We start from the raw sequence: 19,719 nt of genomic DNA, 5'->3' as shown, positions 1-19,719 counted from the left end.
AGACATGACGCCTGACACCCTGATCGGCATCACCGAACGTAACTCCCGCAACGCCGAGCTGAGGATTCGCACGGCCGAGCAACACCTGTCTGAACTGCTCGGCGAGCAACTGGCGCTGGAGCAGGACATTACCCAGCGCCTGGGTAAAATCGCGGCCCTGCACCTGGACCAGGGCAACACGCAGAACGAGCAAGTCGCCGCTGCCCTGAACCTGCGCCAACAGTCCCAGGACCTGCTCCACCAGCAACTGCGCGACGCTGAGCAGACCGTGGCCCAGGCGCTGGCGGGCAAGGAAAAACTGCAAGCGCGAGCCGAAACCCTCGACCAGCAAGCCCGGCAATCCCTGGAACAAAACCCCGACTACGCCCGCCAGGTCGAGCAACTGGACCTGGCCCAGGCCGCCCACCGAGAACACGTCAGCGGTTATGAAGACTTGCGCCAGGAGTGCGCACTGAAGCGTCCGACCTTTGATACCAACCTGGTCTACGTCTACCTGCGCGGACACGCCTTCGGCACCGACCAATACCGGCGCAACCGCCTGAACCGCTGGATGGACAACTGGCTGGCGACTAAGGTGAACTACCTCGCCAACCGCAAGAACGAGCTGAGCCTGATCGCCCTTGGTGAGCGAAACGAGGCCTTGCAGGCCGAGCGCATCGCCCTGATCAGCACCTTGAGTGCCAGCGTCGATGCGCAACTGGCTCAGGCACGTGACCAGTTGGGACAGGCCTCAATTCAACCCGAGCTCGACACCCTGCAACGCGTAGTCGACAACGCCAAGCGCCAGGCCAATGCCATCCAGGAAAAACTCGGCAGCTACTCACGCAACGAAGACCCGCAGTACCAGCGCGCACGCCAGTTGCTCACTGACCAGTTGAAAACCCGCAGCATCGGCGAATTGATCGACCTGGCCAGCCACACCCCGGACGACGCCGACGACCTGATCGTCGAGCAACTGCAAACCCTGAACCTGCGCTTGAAAGCGGTGGTACAGCAACTGGCGGATACCCAGGAAGAGGCCGTGGTACACCAGAACAGCTACCAGCGTGCCAAAGACCTGGAGCGCAAAGTTCGCAACGATGCGTTTACCGGCCGCGATGTTTATTTTGACCTGTCGACTGACTTCGAGCGTCTGGTAGAGAGCTACATGACCCAGGGTGCAACCCTTGGCCAGGTTGTGGATGTGCTTGGCCGGGGCCTTAAAATCGTGCGCCGCAGTCAGGTAGCGGCAGGGGCGACGCGAGGCTATGTCAGCGCATCGATCAGCCCTGTCGTCCTTGGCGTCGCCACCGTCGAAAGCAGCAATAACAACACGGCCAGCTTTTCGACGTCAGGCAGTACAGGCGGCGGCAGCTTCAGGACGACCGACAGCTTCTAGCCTGGCGCGAAGCAAATCCGGGACTTCCTCGTTGCTAGCTGTCAGACAACGAGGAAGTGATCTGCGCAATCGCATCCTGATCCAGCCCGTCCAGCGTGCGGTAGTGGTTGATGATCAACGTCTCCTTGTCACTCAGGGTGGCCTGGTTGATAACCGCCCTTTCCCCCGTCAACACGTAAAGCACGTCCACGCCTTTATGCCGGATGGCAATCAGGTAATCGGACTTGGGCGCCCGCGCGCCACTTTCGTAGTGCACCTGAGCATTCGCACCCACACCGCCAATCGCACCAAACTCCTGTTGGGAGAGCCCCAGGATCTTGCGTTCCTCTTTCAGGCGGGTGCCGAGTTTATCGTCCATGGCGGGTACCTCAATAAACGTGTTTAACACCCACCATACGCTTATGCGCAGGAGCGGGGTCTATTCATTCGGGTGGCTACCTATTGCGTGCGCACGAAGGCGAACATATGCGGCACGTAATCGGCCTTGCCGAGCGGCACACCGTTATGGCGAAGGATGTTATAGGCGGTCATCAGGTGAAAATAGAACTGTGGAATGGCCCAATTGACCGCGTATTCGTAGGCAGTCATGTCGAAAATAGTACCGTCGGGAAGTTCTATCGAGATAGCGCGCTCGCTGCTGTCGATGAGTTCGCGATCTGCCGAGGCGAGGGCTTGCAGGGTTTGCTCGATCAACCCACGCGCCTCGCTCAGGGTTGCGGGTGTGCTCAGAACCGGCAGCGGTTGATGGGTGAGACGCTGGACCGATTCCTGGGCCTGGGTGCACGCAAACCGGATTTGCGTTGCGAGGGTGTGCATGTCGGGCGCCAGCCGCGCGCTCAGCAGGTTTCGCGGGTCATAGCCCAACTCGCCGGCATGCGCCTCGCCTTTGGACAAAAGCCCCTTGAGCGAGCGCAACATCTGCGCAAAGCAAGGGACGGTGATTACATAGGTCGACATCGTTCTTCCTTGACTGGATGCTGAGCGTGGGAGCATGCCATGGGCACGGTCTACGCGGCTAGCCGGCAAGCTTCATGCAGCTTCACGTGACGTCAGCGGCGAGCCGACTTACCTTGGCCACCCGCCCCTCTTACTGGTGTAGAGCGTGCTAAAGATCGCCACCCTTGCCGCCGGCTTTATCTGCCTGTCGATGCTGCCTGCTGCCCAGGCGAGTGATGGGTTCTACGTCAACCCACAGTCCACCGCCGCACAGTGGGTCCAGCAGCACCCCGATACGCCTGCCACTGCAAGCATCCGCTCAACCATTGCCGAGGTGCCCAGTGCCCTGTGGCTGACCGGCACCAGCCAGGCCATAGGAACGCTGGCCGAGCGCGTCAATCGCTATGTAACCGCTGCCGCCAGCGCTGATAAAACACCGATTTTGGTGGCCTATAACCTGCCCCACCGCGACTGCAGCGGTGGCGCCTCGAAGGGTGGCGCACCGGCAGCGGCGGAGTACCGGGGCTGGATAGACCAACTGATCAAAGGCATTGGAGACCAGCCGGCGCTGGTTATCTTGGAGCCGGACGCACTGGCAGACCTGCAGTGCCTGGACAAGGACAAGCGCGCCGAGCGGCTGGGGCTAATCAATTACGCCGTATCGGGGTTCAACCAGCGCGCACGCCATGCCGATGTTTATCTGGACGCTGGCAATCCAGGCTGGAAATCCCCAGGCGCCATGGCCGATGCGTTGAATGCAGCCGGGGTGAAACAGATCCGGGGGTTTGCCCTGAATATCGCCAACTTCTACACCCTTGCCCAGGTGCGCAGTTATGGCGATGCCATCAATGCCAGGTTGTTAAGCGAATACGCCTATACAAAAGCCGTGGCGGTGGATACCAGCCGCAACGGCAATGGTGCGAATCCTGGAGACTGGTGCAACCCGGTGGGGCGCAGGCTGGGCATGCCACCGCAAGTGCTTTCGCCACGGTTGGTTGCCCTATGGATCAAACTCCCGGGCAATTCGGACGGTGCGTCTTCGACGAAAACCGATTGTCATGAAGGCCCGGCGGCAGGCACCTTCAGTGCCGAACTGGCACTTCGCCTGATTGATGGACACTAACGGCGAATGAGCCTTGCATCACCTGGACTCATTGCTCAGGATAGCGCTCTTGAGCTGAACATCGGCAGGGAAGCAGCAGGTTACCGAGGCCGACAACACATGACGCTCCATGAAGATAGCCCGCTGCACATAGAGGTGTGCCAGCGCCAGAAACACCTCTGGTTCTGGCTCCCAATTGGTCTTTTGATGGTTTTCTTGACGGTTACCTCGACGATTTTCCTGGGTACAAATCCGCCGGAATGGATGTTTGTCGCACTCAACTTTGGCTGGGCAATCGTCGCGCTGACACTGCTGGTGAAGCTATCGGGTGTTTGTTGCGCCAAGTGAAGCACCCAGGCGTTTCAGCTTGCATCGCGCATCACTCGGGCTCGTGCCCTCACCTTGATACGTCGTCAATGCCAGAAAACAACGTGAAACAACTCACATTTATGGAGTTTCACGGTTGAAGGTCAAAATTTGACCAAATATATTTCGCCCCACCCGAGCGCTCACCTCTATACGGATATTGTTCTGCGCCTGCTCGGGCCCCCGGAGATGCGCAGGCAATAAAACATTGAGGTTTGCCATGCGTCTTTCCAAACTCGCCCCAGCCGCCGCCCTGTTCAGCCTGTTCACTTTGCCCGCCCACGCCGCCGACCTGTCTGCCCTCACCGGTGCCCTGTCATCTGCCTTGGGGGGTGCCGGCAACAGCAACAACACCGTCAACGCCAACAGTGCCTCCTGCCAGCAACAGATCCGCGACCTGCAGACCAATATCAATGCGGCCAATGCCAAGGGCGATACGTTGCGCGCGACCGCGTTCCAGGCAGCACTGACACAAACCAACAAGAGCTGCAGCAACAGTACCTACAACACTCAGGCACAAGTGGACACTAACCCTCAACGCCAGCAAAACGTGAACAAGGCTGCGGATGCGATCAACGCAATTGGCGGTTTGTTCAAGTAAGTCGGGCTGCCCTGCGAAAAGGCCCGCGATTGCGGTTTTTTCGCCCATCGTACTTACCGGCAGACAATAAAAAACCCCGTAGACGTTAATCTACGGGGTTTTCTGGTGTGGAGGATTGTCGTCCCCCTTCACCTTAGCCAATGGCCGCCGACAGCTGCCATGTTCGCTTATTTCTTGGCCCAGTTGAGGATGTACTTACCGTAAGCACCTTCAAACCCATCGACGGCAATCGAATAGGTTTCACCCTTCTTGGCTGAAAAAGTCACAGCACTGGTTACATCATTTTCCGACTGGTTATTGTTCGTGCCGGCCACCGGCATCGAATTCAGGCTCGTGCTTTTATAAACGGCAAGCACGGTGTCGAATTTTGAGCCTGTGGTATCAAATGTGAAGCTTGCGTCTTCTGGGGAAGTCCATTTGCACCAGACCGAATGGTAAGGCTTGGCAAAAGGAATATGTCCAGACTCACCAGCCTGGCTGGTGGCTAGTGTAGTGTCGCCGGCAACTGTACCTTTAACACCCTCGATAACCGTGGCTTGCGAGAAATCATCTGCGCAGCTCAGCGAGCTGCTTGTGCCGTTGAGGCCCTGATAGATCAGCGTGCCGGCTCCGAGCACGACAACAGCAATGGCTATTGGGAAAATAATGCGTGGTACGGCCATGACTCTTCCTTTTGAGGCGTATAGTTTCTGAACTGCTGCCATAGCAAGCGCAGCTTTAAATGGAAAAATGAATATCGGCTGATTAACGCCCACGAAATCATGCCATGGACGTTAAAAATGGCACATCAAGCTATAAATCTCAGGAAACAAGGGGATTTTCTCTCGACCAGCCTGCCCGCCAGAGGCCCCTCGGTCACGAGGGGTGGCGATATTAACATGATGCATGCACCTGATCATCCAACTCCTGTCATCCCGTAGATGGCTTTAGGGGTGTGAATGCGATACAGGTAGAGATCAATTTAAAAATCAATAAATCTATGCCGTCTCCCGCTCAAAAATGGAAGACGGAGTTCAAAATGGAACAGCAAATAAATTATTTCCCTTGGCATCCGAAGATTGCCGCAAGCGATATACCTCATATTCAAAACGTCAGCGTGACCGCAATCGTGTCGGTATAAGTGCCGGCCGGCAAACCCACCTTGCCTGGGGATTTACCGTAAATATTCACGGCTTGCGCAACCCCGGTGCTGGCCGTGAGATTGATAGTGCCGTTGTTGGCAAGAATTTGCGTGTGGGCGGCGTCGGTGTAGATGTCATAGGGCGCAAAGTGGCCGGCACCGTCTGCCAGGGCACGCGTTCCACCGGTGGATTTGCCATCATTGGCGCCGGACGTGATGGTCAATACCGGCGAAGTACCCGCCGAGCATTGAATAGACAAAGGCGCCCCGCCGCCGCCCAGCACTTGCCCATCAGCCTCTGTATACAGGGTGTTGGCGGTACCAAAGTTCAACGCACCGAAATTCAAGCCTGTGGTGCCTCCCACGCCGTTGACCAGGCAACTATTGATCAATATCAGCGACGCACTGATTTGCCCGGTGACGGTGGTCGCGGCCTGGGAGCCGGACACCCAGGCCAGTGTTGTCAACGCCAGTAAGACTCTTGAGATAAGTCCATTCATGAAGCTCTCCTTATGACTTGCCAACCCAGCGCGCCGGTTCAGGTCCCTGAGGTGGACCCTTGACACTTGTACAAGGATGGCCGTTGCGTAGAAGGTTAGTCAGTCAGGAGGAAACTGCCAGCCCGAGGCCAAATCGCTTTCACTTGCAGGCGGTTGCCTGGAGAGCTTTTCGGCCTTGTACCCGCAGGAGTCACTGGCCAGTTTTCGCTCCGTCGCTGCACGTCAGCGAACGGGTATCGGAACCGGAAATTACAGGTAGCTCCCTATCGATGATAAGCCTTCCGGTAGGTTGTGGGGCTCACGCCCACGATCGAGAAAAAGTGCTGGCGTAACGACAGGCTTGTACCAAACCCGCAAGCGTCAGCGATCGACTCGACGCTGTGGTCGGTTGTTTCAAGTTGCAGTTGGACGGCCTTGATTCGCTCATTCGTGAGCCACTTGCCAAACGTCGAGCCGGTCAGTTGCTTGAAGTGCCGGGTGAAACTGCGTCGACTCATCGCCAGCCTCGTCGCCACTTGATCGATTGACAACGGTTGTTCCAGGTTTGCCCGAAGCCAGTCCAGCAACTGGCCGAGACGCTGGTCGCTTGCGCCTTGAGGAACAGGCTGGCTGATGAACTGGGCCTGGCCTCCGTCGCGATGGGGGGAAACCAGCAGTTGACGCGCCAACGCGTTGGCAACCCCCCGCCCATAGATCCGCCTGACGATATGAATACAGCAATCGAGCCCTGCGGCCACGCCTGCAGAGGTCAGGATTTGCTGCGCCTCGACATAGAGCACTTTGGGGTCCACTTCAATGCGTGGGAAATCTCGCGCCAGATGCGCCGCCCACGCCCAGTGCGTGGTTGCCCGCTTGTCGCACAGCAGGCCCGCATGGGCAAGCACGAACGCCCCCAGGCACAGGCCGACCACCAGCGCGCCCCGTTCATGGGCTGCCTGAAGCGTTTCGAGGAGTGCGCACGGCGGCCTTTCGGTGACGTCCCGCCAGCTGGGAATGATGACGATGTCAGCTCCTGCAACCTGGTCCAAACCATGGTCACAGTGGATCGCGAAACCGGCGTTGGTAACCAGCGCCCCCTCTTCGCCCGCGCAGACCACCAATTCAAACCAGGGCGAATCCCCCACTCGGCGATCTTTACCAAATACGAGGCACGGCACAGAAAGGTGAAAGGGGCTGATGCCGTTAAAAGCGATGACTGCAACTTTCACACTTTTTTTCATAGGGCGGGCCTGATCGAGATTGGCCCGATTCTAATGAAAAATGGTCATTGGGCCAATGGTGTGAGTTCCCGGATGCGTTCACTCTGATCGCAGCTGCATTTCACCGGGAAATGCGCAAATCAGAGCTCAGGGCCTCAATGAACATCGCCACCTTTTGCACGCTGGGAGCACTTATGACCACTCTTTCGATGACCGCACCGGCACACGCCAGCGAACCGGTGCCGTCCGTCCCCTATACCACCGAGTCCACTGGCTATCATTGGTCCAGTGTGGACGGCGTGAGGGTTTTCTATCGCGAGGCCGGCCCCAGGGACGCGCCGACCCTGGTGCTGCTCCATGGCTACCCTTCGTCCTCGCGCATGTGGGATTCGCTGATCCCGCTGCTTGCTGACCGGTATCACGTGATCGCACCCGACTACCCCGGGTTCGGCAGAAGCGACGCGCCCTCGCCCGCGACCTACACCTACACGTTTGACCATCTGGCCGACACCATGAGCAAGCTGCTCACGCAATTGCAGATCCATGAATACACCCTGTTTATGCAGGACTACGGCGGCCCGGTAGGCTTTCGGATGATCCTCAACGCGCCGCAAAAACTGCACGGCATCATCATCCAGAACGCCAATGCCTATGACGAAGGCCTGGGTGCCAAGTGGGCGAACATCGCCAAGTACTGGAAGGCTCCCGCCGAGCATCCCGAACAAGTCGATGGGTTCACGGGGTACGAAGGCACGAAGCAGCGTCATCTGGGCACCAGCCCTCATCCCGAGCGTTACAACCCTGATGCCTGGGAGGACGAGTTTGCCGCCTTATCCCGTCCGGGCCAGCGGGCGATACAGTCGGCGTTGTTGCTGGACTACCAGAACAACGTAGCCTCTTACCCAAAATGGCAGCAATGGTTGAAAGACAACCAACCGCCGATGTTGGTCATGTGGGGAAAATACGACCCGTCGTTCATTGTGCCGGGGGCGATGCGCTACAAGGATGATGTGCCGGGGGCCGAGGTTCATATTCTGGACGCGGGGCATTTCGCGCTCGATGAAAAAACCGAGCAGATCGCCAGCCTGACGCGTCAGTTCATGGCGCGTATCACCGCCGGTAAATAGTAAAGAGTGGGAGGCCCGCGCCCGACTGATCGTCGGGTAACCCTGCAGTTCGTCGCCTCAAGCATTCCACTTCACTCAATCTCGAATACTGTATACACATACAGCGCTCGAAATACCTCCTATGAATATCGACGAAGACACCTGCGGGTGGCTTGGCATCCCCACGCCTCTCGAAATGCACAAACAACACGCCCGGCTGCTCGAGAACGAGATCCAGGAACTGAACCTGCAACTGCGCAAGGCCCGGGCGGATATCTTCGGCCTGGTCGCGATGCTGACAGAAGCACAGGCAAAGAACGAAGAGTTTGCCGGATACCTCAGGCTGCGCGGTGCCGAAGCTGCAGCGATGAGGAAGCAGATCGCCAACCTCACCACTTCAGATCGACTCAGCACGCGCGAGGCCGAGAGGCTGCGCAGTGTGCTGAACGAACTGATGTCTCACCCGAAAACCATTGTCTAAGCTCAGGTTTCAGGTTGAGGGCTTGGCCATGTGCGGAAGACTTTCCCAGTACAGCGGCATTCACGACTTCGTCGCGGCGCTGAGCATGCCCAATGCCCTGGCGAACTCCGTGGGTGAGTTGCCGCTGGGAGAAAATCGACCTGCAACCGAGTGGAAGCTGACGCTGTTGATGACGGCGCGGAGGATCGCGCCAATCATCGTTTGGCTGAACGCAAACGCAGCCAAACCACCCCGACCAGCCCCAACGGCACCCCCAGGCTGAGCCATGAAAGCAGGTCATAGACGCCGTCACCGATCAGCGCCGAGAGCAATCCGAACAGGCTTAGAACAAAGAGCAACAGCGGCCAGCGAAAGATCATCCACAGTCCGCGCCTCATGATCGGCCCCCCATTTCCGGCCCGCTGGCATGCAATTCATCCAAGCGTTTTTGCAACGGTCCCTTGCGACGGCTCAGCCACAGGTAGAGCCCACTGCCGAGGATGACGATGCTGATGAGATCGAGCAGCGTCCAGATGATCTTCAGCGGCACACCACCGTAATCACCAAAATGCAGCGGCTGCGAAACCAGCAAGGTTTTCACGTACAACGGCATCTCACGCATGTCGGTCAGCTCGCCGGTACTCGCATCCACCAGGGCCGGCTTGAGCAATCGCGCAGTGAGCGGCGTGGTGCCGCGCATGAACACTGCGTAATGGTGCTGGCTGCTGAACTGAGTACCGGGAAAGGCGATGAAGCTGGGCTCCATGCCTGGCGCCGCCTTACGCGCGGTATCCAGCGCTTTTTGCAACGACCCGAGACGCTCCAGCGGCGGCGCATCCTTGTAGGGCGCGGTCATCTGCGCCAACTGGTCACTCTGCCAAAAGTCGAAAATGGGCAATGCCAGCGTATTGATCACGCCTGTCAGCCCCACCACCAACACCCAGGCGAGGGTGACGATGCCGAGCACGTTATGCAGGTCCAGCCACTTCAAGCGTGAACTGCGCCCGTTGCGCACAGTGGCGAAGTCCAGCTTGCGCATGAACGGTGTGTACACCACCACGCCGGACACCAGCGCCGCGACCAACAGCAGCCCCATGAATCCTAGGAACAGATAACCGGGCAACCCCATGAATAAATCGGTATGCAGGCGCAACATCAGGTTCATGAACCCTTCGTCTGGCGGCACCGCAGGAAATAACTCGCCAGTGCGTGTATCGAACGACTGCGAATGCCCCTCGATCGGTGGCGGCATAATGCTCGTTGCCGTGTACACCGTACCGAGCGGACTTTCCGGATCGAAACCGACAAAACGCACGACCTCCCCCGGCTGCGCCACCAATGCACTGGCAATGACGGTGTCGTAGTCGATTGGTGGTGTATCGGCGGTCAGCGGGCGCAGGGGCGGCGGCGGCTCGAAGTAGTGCTCAATCTCTTCATGAAAGATCAGTGGCAGCCCCGTCAGGCACAGCAACAACAGGAAAACGGTAGCGATCAGGCTGGTCCATTTGTGGACCAGAAACCAGATACGCAAGGTGCGTGCAGTCATGCTCGGTGGTTTTCCTTAAAGCGCCAGGGGCGCCGTAGCTGGCGGTCACGCAGCAAAGCCTGATTGCGCTGAGCATCGGATAATTCCTTGGTGTGTTGTTGGTTGGAGGCGGCCAGTTGCTGCTCGATGGCCAGGCGCTTGTCCTGCTCGGCGCGGGCCTCGGCGCTAGCGGCATTGCCGATCGCGTCAAGGTCCGTCTGGAATTGCCCCGCCTGCTTTGCCAGCTTCCCGTCAAACCGCCAGTCCTGCACCTTCCAGGCAGCGCCGACGCTAACGGCCATGGCCAGCAGGATCAGCGACGCCAAGCCTGCCAGCTTCTGCATGGTCGTCATGCCAGCACCTCCAGCGCTTTGTCATACAGCGCCTGGCGATCTTCCAGTCCATTGATTCCGCCATTGATGCGGCGAGTGATCTTCACGAAGTCGCCCTGACCCGCCAGGGTATTAAGCCCCGCGTCGACCAGAACCACGCCGCCGACATCGTGGCGTATTGCGGCTGCTCGAGCAGTTCGGGCTGATTGATCAGGTCCAAGCCCAGGGCATCGTCACACGACTTGTAGTTGGCCCGCCCGGTGATCTGGATCAGGCCTCGGCCACGGTACTTAAAGCCATCACCATTCACCGTATTACCCAAATCGGTGCGCCGTTCGTAGCCTGCCTGCTGCGCTGTGGGGCCCCACAACTCTTTCAGCCAGCGGAACGGCCCGACTCATGCCCGACCTGGGCGATGAACGCAGCAATGCGCAGTCGAGTGACGATTCCGTACTTGGCCATGGCCGAATTCAGCACAGGAACAAAAACGCCGGCTTGGCGGCCGGAGCTCGAGAGGATCTGCAGCAATTGCTGCGCCGTAATCGGCATGCTTTCCTCAAGGCGAAAAAAAGCCCGCTCATTGGCGGGCTTGTATTTGGTGGCAATCAATTATTGAATATCCAGCTGAGTGAGATCAAATCCATGTTATGTATATCAATCCAAGGCAAGAACAACTGTTAAATTCGGAGAGAATGTCACGTCTACTCTTTGAAGATATAAAAAACCAAAGAATCTATCAAAGATCCATCTTATGGGTCTCGCGAATAAATTGTAAATCGCGTATTTAGCAGGAGATCCAAATATTGGCATTGATGGAGCACCGCAGTATCTAACACTAAGACCAACAGAATCTGCAAAATATCTAATTTTCCCGCTACCGATAGTTGTCTTATGCGTAACATCTCCGTGCTGATGAATTCGGCCAAGAGGACTATCGCCATTTGGGAACCTAGCCAATATTGCACCGCCAGGATTTAGCTTGTTTTTTACCTCGGCTAAAAAACCAGGAATTTCAACCTGATCGATATGCTCTAATACATCGAAGATTGCGACAACATCAAATCTTTTACCGCTTGGAATATCGGACAAACTAGAATATGACTCATACCCCATAGATGAAGCCATGCCCACAAGCTCATCATTTAACTCGACCCCTACAGTTTCAAGTCCGGAATCAACAGCGAATGACATGAACTCTCCATTTCCAAACCCAATCTCTAGAACGCTTTCAATATTTGAAACGCCCGTCCTCTTAAGTTCAGAATTAAAAAAGGATCTGTGCCACTTGCTATGCGAACCAAAGGAATCACAATCCCAGCCCTTCCAGGAGAGATAATTTTCTTTATTTTCACCTATCATAATTCCCTCTCGCTTTTTATTCTGTAGAAGAAGTCAAATCATCTTGATGCGCTTCTTGCTGGGTATGAAATCCATCTACCTCTCTTGACTTCCTTCCGAAAAGTATAACTATTACTGAGAAATACAATAACGAATACAGATAAAAGCCACCGGCAGAATTTATTGTAGAGGCAACAAGTACTGACAAATAGAAAACAACAAACTCCCTATTAACCATTCTTGCCCTAAGCATTCCAAGAACGACAAGCGAGAGAAATACTAAAACTCCGATTATTCCATAGAACAAAAACATCGAAATCCACAAGGAGTTCTCTCTAACCTCCCCAACCAAAGCCGGCATAAAAATAGATGATGAATTAAGCCCAAATCCAAGAAGTATACCGCCATACTGCCTTGCAAGGTCCATCGACATAAATGTAGATGTAAGTCTTTGATTTGTAAATAAATCTTGTAACTGATCACGAAGACCGCTATCGAAAATAACTTGAACTCCGCACGAAACCCTGCCAGTAGTTCTTTCGAACCCATTAAGGCTTACAACAAGATTCGCGCAATCCATCATGAATAGCGTCGACATAGAAACAACAGCAACAACAAATATAAATATCTTAGCTGACGTACTTTTTATCCCGTACAAACAGGAGTACAAAAAAATCGCCAATAAAGTTGTCAGGATAGAAATAGGAGAGAATGTAATGCTTAGAGCGATCAGAGAAAGTGCAATATCAATCTTTGATTTTCTTAACCACCCAACAATCATTAATACCGCAGCAATCGGAGCAAATGAGGACGGCTCGGACAAGAATGCTTGCGGTCTAATCAGGTGCTCTGCAAAATATGTATTTAGAAGAAGTGAGACACCTGCTGTATAAAAAACAAACAGAGAGGCGACCGCAATTACCACAGAAAACCTTGAGAGAAAAATAAATACATCACAAAACTTATAAAGATCATCCCTGGCAATAGTCAGCGCATAAATACAAACAAAAAACAAATAAACCCAAAGCCTTATAGCGGCATAAAGATATTCAGCCCCATCCCCTGGCAATCCGGACCAGGGTATTACAAAATTAGAGTAGTATGCAACTTGCAAGAAAAGAAGAAAAAAAGATGAAAACAATACAAAAATTAGCGCCCTTCTCCTAACCGGATATCTAACTATGGCATAAATAGAAACTGCGATTTGCAAAACACCCAGATTAAACGATATGTATTCATTTTCACTTCCATATTGAAACCTATAGAAAAAATATCCAGATAAAAACAACACAAACTCAAATGTTCTAGATCTTAGCGTGATGATCAAAAAACTCTCCTTGTGAATTCGTGCATCCTTAGCTGTCAGATTATCTCCGGCGCCATTAATATATTGGTACGAGTTACACCCTCCCAAAAATCAAAAAACAGGAACATAAAATACGAAAGCTATGCACTTTAGCTATAAGAACCTGCAGCAACAGGTTTATTCTAGACCAGATCGCCGCACCCGGTATTTCTTGATGCGAAGGAAGCATACGCCAAAACAAGCGCTCCGGTACTTATCGGCACCGGCTGGCTTGCTGGACGGCGGGATAAACCAGTCTGGGGCGTTAGGACGCTTTATGTTGTCCGGGAACGGTGCGCTCTCTGGCCAATCACGCAGCGCCTGGGCCTGGAGCGCCTTGCCGTCAGATATGTGGTAGAGCCCGCTTCCACCTGGTCGGGGTGCCGGTCCACCGCACCATCACTCAATGGAAGCCCGCCATCTCGCCAGTTACGCTCAATGGCGGCCGCCTGACATTCTGAAAAGATCAACTTGGTGCAACAGGCCACTTAATCGTGGCCGGGAAGCCTGCCTGCTGATAAACGCCGGCTTGGCGGCCGGCGTTCGGGAGGATCAGCAGTAGCTGCTGCTCTGTAATTTGCATAACGAAAAGCCTCTTACTCGCTGAGTTGCTCAATCAACCAGGTGGGCGCGACGGGGCGACCGGTACTGTCAGGAAAAATTGGCGTCTCTGGCCAACTGCGCAACCCCTGCCGGCAACCCTGGAGCGCCCTGTATTGCTCCATCGTTAACGTGGTTTCTTCGCCGCTCTCCACCTCATCCCGGTGCCGATTGATAATTCCGTCAGTAACCAGTCGCCAAGCACGCTCGATAGACGCGAGGTGCTCTACCGTAGGCGGCGGAGCGTCCACGAGAAAAGGAAGTCCATTTTCATCATGAGCACGAACTTCCCCTGGTGCGGGATTCCCAATTACTGACAAAACCAACTCATCGGATATTTCTATTGCATCATTGGGAATATCTTTATTCACACCCGCTAGATAAAGATTCCCGGTGGACTTGCTATATAGTCTTGACATGCACCCCTCCTAAATTACCAGCCAACTACAAACCAAGACACGTTATACCCGCCCGACGAATACGTTGTAATCTGATTCAAACTTACAGTTTTGATAATGCCTTGCGGTCCGACAGACGCATTAGCAAAGGTCCCCCCTATAGCTTTCATTACACCATTAGGGAAGGCCATAGGTAGACTCGTAATTTTGGTGTCAGAGCCAGTGTGAGCAGTCTCACCCCATTGAAAAATGAGCCCTCCCATCCAAACCGGGAGTACGATATAACCATTGGCCGCTCCCAACAAAGAGAACCCTAGCCTTAACTTCGCCACGGTAACTGCGTCTGAATTGTTAGTTAACCCAACCATCACATCATTGGTCGCAACTTTAATAATACCTGCGACCCCCTCTGTTGCGCCTACAATCAGTGCTGCCAACCGAACACCCAGAGTTTGCGGCGTAACGGCTGTAGAGTTGTCGATGCCCGCGTTCACTTGAGCCTGCGTAGACAGTTTCAGTACCCCAGCCACAGCAGTCGTTGCCGAAACCCAAAGGGCATCTAGTCTATTCTTGAGCGTCAGAGGGGTCACAGCAGAGTTATTGTCAAGACCACCCATGACCTCCGCGCCCGTCGATATTCTGATGAATCCAGCGACAGCCGTGGTTGTTCTGACCGGCGCCCGGCGCCCGATCGTGGGCCGAGTGTTATGCCGGCGATACCGTGTGAAACGCCGTGTATACCGAGGCAGCCCAAGAACTAAAGGACGCCATGGACCTGGCCTACCTGAGTGGCCAACGCCCCGCCGACGTGCTCAAGGTGGCCACCACAGATTTGAACAGCGGATTCCTAGGGGTGACACAAGGCAAAACCGATAAGAAGCTTCGACTGCGATTGGAAGACGACGGAGTGCAATCTGGGCTGAGCGCTTTTATCAGCGACCTCCTAGAACGCAGGGCCCTGAACGGTATTAAAACATCGACGTTGATCACCAACGCATCCGGCCTGCGAATGAGCCAGCAGATGCTGCGCAACCGCTGGGATGAAGCCCGCGAAAAAGCAGCCGTCAAAGCCGGCGCCGACGGTGACCCTGCATTGGCCGTGCTGATCCGCCAGTTCCAGTTCAAGGACATCCGCCCAAAGGCCGCTAGCGAGATCGAGCTTACACATGCCAGCCGCCTGCTCGGCCACAGCACCGAAGAGATGACCAAGCGGGTCTGTCAGCGCGTGGGTGAGATCGTAAAGCCCACGAAATAACGCGTCACAAACTCTCCCCACCAGTTGCGACTCCCCCTCAACGCCTCCCAAAGTGCAGGGGGTTGCGAAAACGATTGTAAAAGTTGCGGAAACGTTCTCAAATCGCAGGCAATAAAAAACCCCGTAGATCATTGATCTACGGGGCTTTAAGAGTGGAGGCCGAGGTCGGAATCGAACCGGCGTAGGCGGATTTGCAATCCGCTGCATAACCATTTTGCTACTCGGCCTCAAACGATCAATGCCCTACAACCGACATTCACCGCATACAAACTTGAGTGGGCTATGTGAAGCTTGCCTCTACTCTATCTCATTGAAAACATTGAAGTTTTTAATGCTTCAGTGCGTTCGATGGGCGCAATTATGTACTCATTTGCCAGGGCTTGCAACCCCTTGATTTCAAAAAATATTCTCTCAAGGGGCAGGCATTCCTGGTGGGCTACCCTACCGCCCGGCTTCTTCCTTGTCACGGATAACCTGCAATTGATACTGCGGGTCCGCCTTGATCTGCTGTTCGGTAAACGGCAGCGGGCTGAGTTTTTTCTCGGAAAACGCCTGGGTCTGGTCCTTGAAGTATTTCGACGCGGGGTCGCTGGACAAGGAGAATGCCAGCACACCTTCGGCATTGGGCCCCTTCTCGTCGAACGTCACGATCTGCAGGTAACTGCTGCCGCTGACTACCTCGCGCTTGCCATCGGCCCGAGGCACGCTTTGCATGGCGTTATAAACGCCCAGCTCTTGCGGGCCGCCGTGGATCGGTGTCTGGCCCGAGACCTGAATATCACCCCAGCGGCTGTCCGCCGTCAGCCCGCGCTTGGCCACGTCGGCGGCTGACGCGAGCATCGCTTCATGCAGTGCCTTGGCCACGTTTGCCCGATCGACCGCCAGCCCACGTGGTGTGGTCAGGGGTTGTGCCGGATCGAAACCCACCTTCCACGCGTCCGGCGCTTGCGCCAGTTGCTCCGCCAGGTTGATGAAGTGCACCAGGCCCAGGCCGCTGTCGAGGTTGGCGCGCTGGTCCCAGTTTTTCAGGCTGTCGCACACCGATTTCACGCTGGCATCGGCACCCGCGCAGAACTTCAGCAAGTCCGGCATCACCTGGCTGGCAAGATACACCTGGTTGTCCATGACCATATTCTGCAGGTCGGCGACCTTGATCGGTTGCTTGTCGAGCTCCTGCAAGCGTTGCAAGGCAAAGCGCGCACGCGGGCCCAAGCCGATCTTGTCCTGGCTGATAACGGGCGAGAACCCGGTCAAGGGTGCCTTGGGGTTGACCAGCCAGGCCGAGTCATTGGAGTGCTGCACGTAGTCGGTGCGCTCCAGTTGCGGCAGTTGCTCGGCGGGGAAGATCCCGGCCTGGGCGGCACGCGGGTCCACGTCCCAGGCGCAGGCGCTGCGAGAGCCGTCGAGCATGATGAATTGCAGCCCGACCCGTGGGTCACTGCACTGTGCGAGCTTTTTCGCGCTGACGTTCGGCACCACCGACAGGTTCATGTACAGGCTTTGACCCTGGTCATCCGCTGCCACCGTGTTGACCCACGGGATACCTTGCAGGGTGTGTACCGAGGTTTGCAGTTCCTTGAGGTTCGCCGCGCGGTTCATCGCGTACCACTGTTGCAGCACACGGTCGTTGCCCAGGTTGGCATCCCGCAGGCTGAAGGCATATTTGGCGTCCCAGTCGAGTTTGCCCGGCCATTGCACGATGGGGCCGAACTGCGAGCTGTAGACCGTGCGGGACTGCTCCCGGGTACCGCCGTCGGCAGTTTTTACCGCTACCTTGATCGTGGTTTTATCCATGGGCACGGACTTGCCGTCCAGCAAATAGCGAGTCGGGTCCTTGGGGTCCAGAGTCAGGCGATACAGGGTGAAGTGCTTGGACGTATCAACGGTGTGCGTCCACGCAACGTGCTGGTTGAAGCCGATATTGATCACCGGCAGGCCCGGCAACGCAGCGCCCATCACATCCAGCTGGCCGGGGATGGTCAGGTGCATCTCGTAGAAACGCATGCCGCCCACCCACGGAAAATGCGGGTTGGCCAGCAGCATGCCGCGGCCGTTGAACGAACGGTCACGCCCCACCGCCACCGCGTTGCTGCCACGGTCCAGGGCGAAACGTTGCTGGTTGGCCGCCGCGAACTCAAACGCCTTGCTGTCCACCTGGGCGACGGTGTTGGGCGGCGTGGCCCCCACCAGGGCCTCGGCAAATTGTCCGACGCCACCTTCCACCAGCAGCCGGCGGGTCAGCTTGACCAGGTCTTCGGCCGTGATCGGCCGTACCCAGGCCGCCTGGCACTGCGCCGGCAAACCCTGGGCAGTGCGCTCCTTGAAGTAGTGGTTGTAACCGGCAACATACCCTTCAATGCGCTGCTGCATCGCCGGGGGCTGGGCCTTCCAGAATGCCGCAACGGCCTGGGGGGTGTTCAGCCAGGTGAAGAACACGTCGTTGGCAAGGTTGTTACGCCCTTCCAGGGTCGCCTGCTCGGGACCAAAGTACCTGGCACGCTCGCCATTGACCGTTACCACCTCATTGGCCAGCAGGCACAGGTTGTCCTGGGCATAGGCATAACCGATGCCGAACCCCAGCCCACGCTCATCGTTGGCCCGGATATGCGGGACACCAAAGCTGGTGCGACGGATCTCGGCGGTGGCCTGTTGCTCCTGCACCCGCGCCGTGGCCGAAAGACTCAGCCCCAGCAACGCCCCTGCCACACACACCCTGAACAACCCGTTGGAAATAATCACGCAGACTCCACAGCCAAATTAAACACCGCGACGAGGGACAGCTTCGCCAACACCTCAGTTAAGACGTAAATACCGGGAATAATTTTAGCAGCCGCAGGCGTTTATTCGGACAGGTCGGTATGTCTCCAGGATGTTACCGACAAAATTTCTACATCCCCCGCTTCATGATTTGTGCAGCTCGTACGTCTTATTAACTAAGAGCGCCATCATTTTCCTGATCAGGCTCTGATAAGGAGTTTCTGCATGTACAACTCGCAACTGCCCACGGAAGGACACTCACCCATGCATGACGGAGGTTTTGCCACCGGCAACCAGGCGTTCGGCAAGGCGCCGGAACATGGCAACCAGCGTATTCGTCATTTGCTCAAATGCTTTGGCCTGCGCACCAGCCTGATCCGGCTGAAGGTCATCGACGCCCTGCTGACCGCCGCCGACAACCAGCGCACACTCGGCGTGCGCGGCGTGCACAGCCATTTGCTGGAGCTGGGCATCCCGTTGTCGTTTCTCAGCGTGCGCGAGGTGCTCAAGCGCCTGTGCACCGAAGGCGTGATCACCCTGAACGCCGACAAGAGCTACAGCCTGCACGAGCAGGCTGCCAAAGTCCTGGAAGGCCGGGCCTGACTCAAAGGTTAGGCTTGACCTTGCGACGCATCACACCGTTGATCACCACCACGGTTACCGCTACCGCAATCGCGATGTACTGGAACGTCTTTTCGCTGATGACCCCGTTGTTCTGCAAGTAGGACAGGCCAAACATCGTCCCCAGCACCAGCAGGGAGATCAGAATCGAGTATTTCAAACGTTGCTTTTGGGTCATGACGGGTTCCTGAAGCTGAAAAATTGTGTCCACTTTGTATCGACTACCACACCAAGCACATACCTGTTAGCGGGGATGGATTGGGGTCGGCGGGGTCTCATGTTACAGGCGATGAAAAACTTTGGCTTGCCCAACGCCTGATTGAACCTGAGAGCACCCTAGAGGATTTTGAAATGCTTCGTCGAATCACACTGCTGATTCCCTTGCTGATCATGTTGAGCATGAGCGGCTGCATTATTTTCCCCCACGGCGGCGGCGGTTGGCATGACCATCGCTACAGCGAAGGCGGACCGGGGTATTACCATCGCTGATCGGTCATCCGTACATTTTCTGACATCTTGAACACTTTACAGGCGGAGCCATTGCCCCTGCTTCCGACACTCAGCAAGAGCGTCCAGGAAGCAGGGAGGTTTTCCTGAAAGGCGCATTCCTGAATGAGCGTGCCTAAAGGTGTTCACGATGATAGTCAGCAACTCGGTTCCTTCCTCCACTGCATACCCACCACCGCCCCCTCCTCCGATACCACTCCCCGATATACCGTCATACCCCGATGAAATATTGCAAAGCGCAACGGACATTCCGGACCCCGCGGCTGACACACC

The 19,719-nt window shown here is 55.9% G+C and carries 22 protein-coding genes, 1 tRNA gene and 3 pseudogenes; 10 read left to right on the top strand and 16 right to left on the bottom strand.

The genetic code is table 11. The annotated features are described in order from the left end of the window. Window positions 1-4 precede the first annotated feature (4 nt). On the top strand, window positions 5-1,378 hold the full coding sequence (locus C0058_RS14815) for a hypothetical protein (protein ID WP_102368908.1): 1,374 nt from the start codon (window positions 5-7) through the stop codon (window positions 1,376-1,378). 34 nt (window positions 1,379-1,412) lie between these two features. Here the strand turns inward: C0058_RS14815 and C0058_RS14810 are convergent, their stop codons facing one another. Together C0058_RS14810 and C0058_RS14805 are read right to left on the bottom strand one after the other, a co-directional pair. Further along, window positions 1,413-1,736: a helix-turn-helix domain-containing protein gene (locus C0058_RS14810; protein WP_087693937.1), complete on the bottom strand. Its 324-nt coding sequence runs from the start codon at window positions 1,734-1,736 to the stop codon at window positions 1,413-1,415. 80 nt (window positions 1,737-1,816) lie between these two features. Next, window positions 1,817-2,335: a DUF1993 family protein gene (locus tag C0058_RS14805; protein WP_102368907.1), complete on the bottom strand. Its 519-nt coding sequence runs from the start codon at window positions 2,333-2,335 to the stop codon at window positions 1,817-1,819. A 145-nt stretch (window positions 2,336-2,480) separates the two neighbouring features. On the opposite strand from C0058_RS14805, the gene C0058_RS14800 reads away from it, so the two are divergent. From C0058_RS14800 to C0058_RS14790, 3 genes are all read left to right on the top strand, one after another. Continuing rightward, window positions 2,481-3,437 (top strand): glycoside hydrolase family 6 protein, encoded by a 957-nt coding sequence (locus C0058_RS14800; protein ID WP_008435075.1) that lies wholly within the window; start codon window positions 2,481-2,483, stop codon window positions 3,435-3,437. A gap of 6 nt (window positions 3,438-3,443) precedes the next feature. Then, the gene (locus C0058_RS14795) at window positions 3,444-3,764 is read left to right on the top strand and encodes a hypothetical protein (RefSeq protein WP_087693939.1); all 321 of its coding nucleotides are present in this window, start codon (window positions 3,444-3,446) and stop codon (window positions 3,762-3,764) included. A gap of 238 nt (window positions 3,765-4,002) precedes the next feature. Next, window positions 4,003-4,383 carry a DUF1090 family protein gene (locus tag C0058_RS14790; protein ID WP_003207691.1) on the top strand — a complete coding sequence of 127 codons (381 nt, stop codon included), beginning with the start codon at window positions 4,003-4,005 and terminating at the stop codon, window positions 4,381-4,383. A gap of 167 nt (window positions 4,384-4,550) precedes the next feature. On the opposite strand, the gene C0058_RS14785 is transcribed toward C0058_RS14790, so the two are convergent. From C0058_RS14785 to C0058_RS14775, 3 genes are all read right to left on the bottom strand, one after another. Next, a complete protein-coding gene (locus C0058_RS14785) occupies window positions 4,551-5,045 on the bottom strand; it encodes a hypothetical protein (protein ID WP_087693941.1) in 495 nt (164 codons plus the stop codon). A 421-nt stretch (window positions 5,046-5,466) separates the two neighbouring features. Continuing rightward, window positions 5,467-6,003 carry a spore coat protein U domain-containing protein gene (locus tag C0058_RS14780; RefSeq protein WP_102368906.1) on the bottom strand — a complete coding sequence of 179 codons (537 nt, stop codon included), beginning with the start codon at window positions 6,001-6,003 and terminating at the stop codon, window positions 5,467-5,469. Window positions 6,004-6,266: 263 nt separating this feature from the next. Beyond that, window positions 6,267-7,223, bottom strand: a complete 957-nt coding sequence (locus C0058_RS14775; RefSeq protein WP_166742164.1) for a GlxA family transcriptional regulator — start codon at window positions 7,221-7,223, stop codon at window positions 6,267-6,269. 173 nt (window positions 7,224-7,396) lie between these two features. Between C0058_RS14775 and C0058_RS14770 the strand changes: the two genes are divergently transcribed. From C0058_RS14770 to C0058_RS33055, 3 genes and pseudogenes are all read left to right on the top strand, one after another. After that, window positions 7,397-8,329 carry an alpha/beta fold hydrolase gene (locus tag C0058_RS14770; protein ID WP_256346303.1) on the top strand — a complete coding sequence of 311 codons (933 nt, stop codon included), beginning with the start codon at window positions 7,397-7,399 and terminating at the stop codon, window positions 8,327-8,329. A 121-nt stretch (window positions 8,330-8,450) separates the two neighbouring features. Then, window positions 8,451-8,789 carry a hypothetical protein gene (locus C0058_RS14765; RefSeq protein WP_008435088.1) on the top strand — a complete coding sequence of 113 codons (339 nt, stop codon included), beginning with the start codon at window positions 8,451-8,453 and terminating at the stop codon, window positions 8,787-8,789. Window positions 8,790-8,817: 28 nt separating this feature from the next. Continuing rightward, window positions 8,818-8,958: pseudogene (locus C0058_RS33055) on the top strand (DUF159 family protein); the annotation flags it as partial. Window positions 8,959-8,983: 25 nt separating this feature from the next. Here C0058_RS33055 and C0058_RS14755 read toward each other — a convergent pair. The 8 genes and pseudogenes from C0058_RS14755 to C0058_RS14725 all read right to left on the bottom strand — a co-directional run bounded on the left by C0058_RS14755 (window position 8,984) and on the right by C0058_RS14725 (window position 14,923). Further along, window positions 8,984-9,166, bottom strand: a complete 183-nt coding sequence (locus tag C0058_RS14755; protein WP_023658797.1) for a hypothetical protein — start codon at window positions 9,164-9,166, stop codon at window positions 8,984-8,986. Beyond that, window positions 9,163-10,314 (bottom strand): PepSY domain-containing protein, encoded by a 1,152-nt coding sequence (locus tag C0058_RS14750; protein WP_102368905.1) that lies wholly within the window; start codon window positions 10,312-10,314, stop codon window positions 9,163-9,165. The genes C0058_RS14755 and C0058_RS14750 overlap by 4 nt, the downstream gene beginning before the upstream one ends. A 41-nt stretch (window positions 10,315-10,355) precedes the next feature. Further along, window positions 10,356-10,646: pseudogene (locus C0058_RS14745) on the bottom strand (lysis protein); the annotation flags it as partial. Beyond that, window positions 10,643-11,174: pseudogene (locus C0058_RS14740) on the bottom strand (glycoside hydrolase family 19 protein). The pseudogenes C0058_RS14740 and C0058_RS14745, both read right to left, overlap by 4 nt. 105 nt (window positions 11,175-11,279) lie before the next feature. Continuing rightward, the gene (locus C0058_RS14735; RefSeq protein WP_102368904.1) at window positions 11,280-11,984 is read right to left on the bottom strand and encodes a bifunctional 2-polyprenyl-6-hydroxyphenol methylase/3-demethylubiquinol 3-O-methyltransferase UbiG; all 705 of its coding nucleotides are present in this window, start codon (window positions 11,982-11,984) and stop codon (window positions 11,280-11,282) included. 16 nt (window positions 11,985-12,000) lie between these two features. Continuing rightward, complete coding sequence (locus C0058_RS32635; protein ID WP_158660288.1) at window positions 12,001-13,290, bottom strand: hypothetical protein; 1,290 nt, start codon at window positions 13,288-13,290, stop codon at window positions 12,001-12,003. Window positions 13,291-13,904: 614 nt separating this feature from the next. Next, window positions 13,905-14,327 (bottom strand): phage tail protein, encoded by a 423-nt coding sequence (locus tag C0058_RS33050; protein ID WP_256579600.1) that lies wholly within the window; start codon window positions 14,325-14,327, stop codon window positions 13,905-13,907. A 14-nt stretch (window positions 14,328-14,341) separates the two neighbouring features. After that, on the bottom strand, window positions 14,342-14,923 hold the full coding sequence (locus C0058_RS14725) for a hypothetical protein (protein ID WP_102368903.1): 582 nt from the start codon (window positions 14,921-14,923) through the stop codon (window positions 14,342-14,344). Between the two features lie 116 nt (window positions 14,924-15,039). On the opposite strand from C0058_RS14725, the gene C0058_RS14720 reads away from it, so the two are divergent. Continuing rightward, window positions 15,040-15,561: a tyrosine-type recombinase/integrase gene (locus tag C0058_RS14720; protein ID WP_371857020.1), complete on the top strand. Its 522-nt coding sequence runs from the start codon at window positions 15,040-15,042 to the stop codon at window positions 15,559-15,561. 153 nt (window positions 15,562-15,714) lie between these two features. Here C0058_RS14720 and C0058_RS14715 read toward each other — a convergent pair. Together C0058_RS14715 and C0058_RS14710 are read right to left on the bottom strand one after the other, a co-directional pair. Next, window positions 15,715-15,788, bottom strand: a tRNA-Cys gene (locus C0058_RS14715). A 214-nt stretch (window positions 15,789-16,002) separates the two neighbouring features. Continuing rightward, window positions 16,003-18,300 (bottom strand): acylase, encoded by a 2,298-nt coding sequence (locus C0058_RS14710; RefSeq protein WP_102368901.1) that lies wholly within the window; start codon window positions 18,298-18,300, stop codon window positions 16,003-16,005. 243 nt (window positions 18,301-18,543) lie between these two features. On the opposite strand from C0058_RS14710, the gene C0058_RS14705 reads away from it, so the two are divergent. Next, entirely contained in the window at window positions 18,544-18,921 is a 378-nt protein-coding gene (locus C0058_RS14705; RefSeq protein ID WP_032899365.1) for a hypothetical protein, read from the top strand. 1 nt (window position 18,922) lies between these two features. Here the strand turns inward: C0058_RS14705 and C0058_RS14700 are convergent, their stop codons facing one another. Further along, window positions 18,923-19,117 (bottom strand): hypothetical protein, encoded by a 195-nt coding sequence (locus C0058_RS14700; protein ID WP_003207574.1) that lies wholly within the window; start codon window positions 19,115-19,117, stop codon window positions 18,923-18,925. A 173-nt stretch (window positions 19,118-19,290) separates the two neighbouring features. Between C0058_RS14700 and C0058_RS32795 the strand changes: the two genes are divergently transcribed. Beyond that, on the top strand, window positions 19,291-19,428 hold the full coding sequence (locus C0058_RS32795) for a hypothetical protein (RefSeq protein ID WP_003207572.1): 138 nt from the start codon (window positions 19,291-19,293) through the stop codon (window positions 19,426-19,428). The last annotated feature ends 291 nt before the right edge of the window (window positions 19,429-19,719 follow it).

Source organism: Pseudomonas sp. NC02, from assembly GCF_002874965.1.
Lineage (GTDB): Bacteria > Pseudomonadota > Gammaproteobacteria > Pseudomonadales > Pseudomonadaceae > Aquipseudomonas.
The sequence above is the reverse complement of the archived record's forward strand: the minus strand, read 5'-3'. Positions and strand labels throughout refer to the sequence as shown.

What these genes read in the sequence shown, in the direction of transcription:
- C0058_RS14700 (WP_003207574.1), bottom strand. Translation starts at nt 19,117, where the DNA reads ATGACCCAAAAGCAACGTTTGAAATACTCGATTCTGATCTCCCTGCTG.
- C0058_RS14780 (WP_102368906.1), bottom strand. Translation starts at nt 6,003, where the DNA reads ATGAATGGACTTATCTCAAGAGTCTTACTGGCGTTGACAACACTGGCC.
- C0058_RS14725 (WP_102368903.1), bottom strand. Translation starts at nt 14,923, where the DNA reads ATGGGTGGTCTTGACAATAACTCTGCTGTGACCCCTCTGACGCTCAAG.
- C0058_RS14755 (WP_023658797.1), bottom strand. Translation starts at nt 9,166, where the DNA reads ATGAGGCGCGGACTGTGGATGATCTTTCGCTGGCCGCTGTTGCTCTTT.
- C0058_RS14785 (WP_087693941.1), bottom strand. Translation starts at nt 5,045, where the DNA reads ATGGCCGTACCACGCATTATTTTCCCAATAGCCATTGCTGTTGTCGTG.
- C0058_RS32795 (WP_003207572.1), top strand. Translation starts at nt 19,291, where the DNA reads ATGCTTCGTCGAATCACACTGCTGATTCCCTTGCTGATCATGTTGAGC.
- C0058_RS33050 (WP_256579600.1), bottom strand. Translation starts at nt 14,327, where the DNA reads ATGTCAAGACTATATAGCAAGTCCACCGGGAATCTTTATCTAGCGGGT.
- C0058_RS14815 (WP_102368908.1), top strand. Translation starts at nt 5, where the DNA reads ATGACGCCTGACACCCTGATCGGCATCACCGAACGTAACTCCCGCAAC.
- C0058_RS14765 (WP_008435088.1), top strand. Translation starts at nt 8,451, where the DNA reads ATGAATATCGACGAAGACACCTGCGGGTGGCTTGGCATCCCCACGCCT.
- C0058_RS14810 (WP_087693937.1), bottom strand. Translation starts at nt 1,736, where the DNA reads ATGGACGATAAACTCGGCACCCGCCTGAAAGAGGAACGCAAGATCCTG.
- C0058_RS14795 (WP_087693939.1), top strand. Translation starts at nt 3,444, where the DNA reads ATGAGCCTTGCATCACCTGGACTCATTGCTCAGGATAGCGCTCTTGAG.
- C0058_RS14790 (WP_003207691.1), top strand. Translation starts at nt 4,003, where the DNA reads ATGCGTCTTTCCAAACTCGCCCCAGCCGCCGCCCTGTTCAGCCTGTTC.
- C0058_RS14805 (WP_102368907.1), bottom strand. Translation starts at nt 2,335, where the DNA reads ATGTCGACCTATGTAATCACCGTCCCTTGCTTTGCGCAGATGTTGCGC.
- C0058_RS14775 (WP_166742164.1), bottom strand. Translation starts at nt 7,223, where the DNA reads ATGAAAAAAAGTGTGAAAGTTGCAGTCATCGCTTTTAACGGCATCAGC.
- C0058_RS14770 (WP_256346303.1), top strand. Translation starts at nt 7,397, where the DNA reads ATGACCACTCTTTCGATGACCGCACCGGCACACGCCAGCGAACCGGTG.
- C0058_RS14750 (WP_102368905.1), bottom strand. Translation starts at nt 10,314, where the DNA reads ATGACTGCACGCACCTTGCGTATCTGGTTTCTGGTCCACAAATGGACC.
- C0058_RS14705 (WP_032899365.1), top strand. Translation starts at nt 18,544, where the DNA reads ATGTACAACTCGCAACTGCCCACGGAAGGACACTCACCCATGCATGAC.
- C0058_RS14735 (WP_102368904.1), bottom strand. Translation starts at nt 11,984, where the DNA reads ATGATAGGTGAAAATAAAGAAAATTATCTCTCCTGGAAGGGCTGGGAT.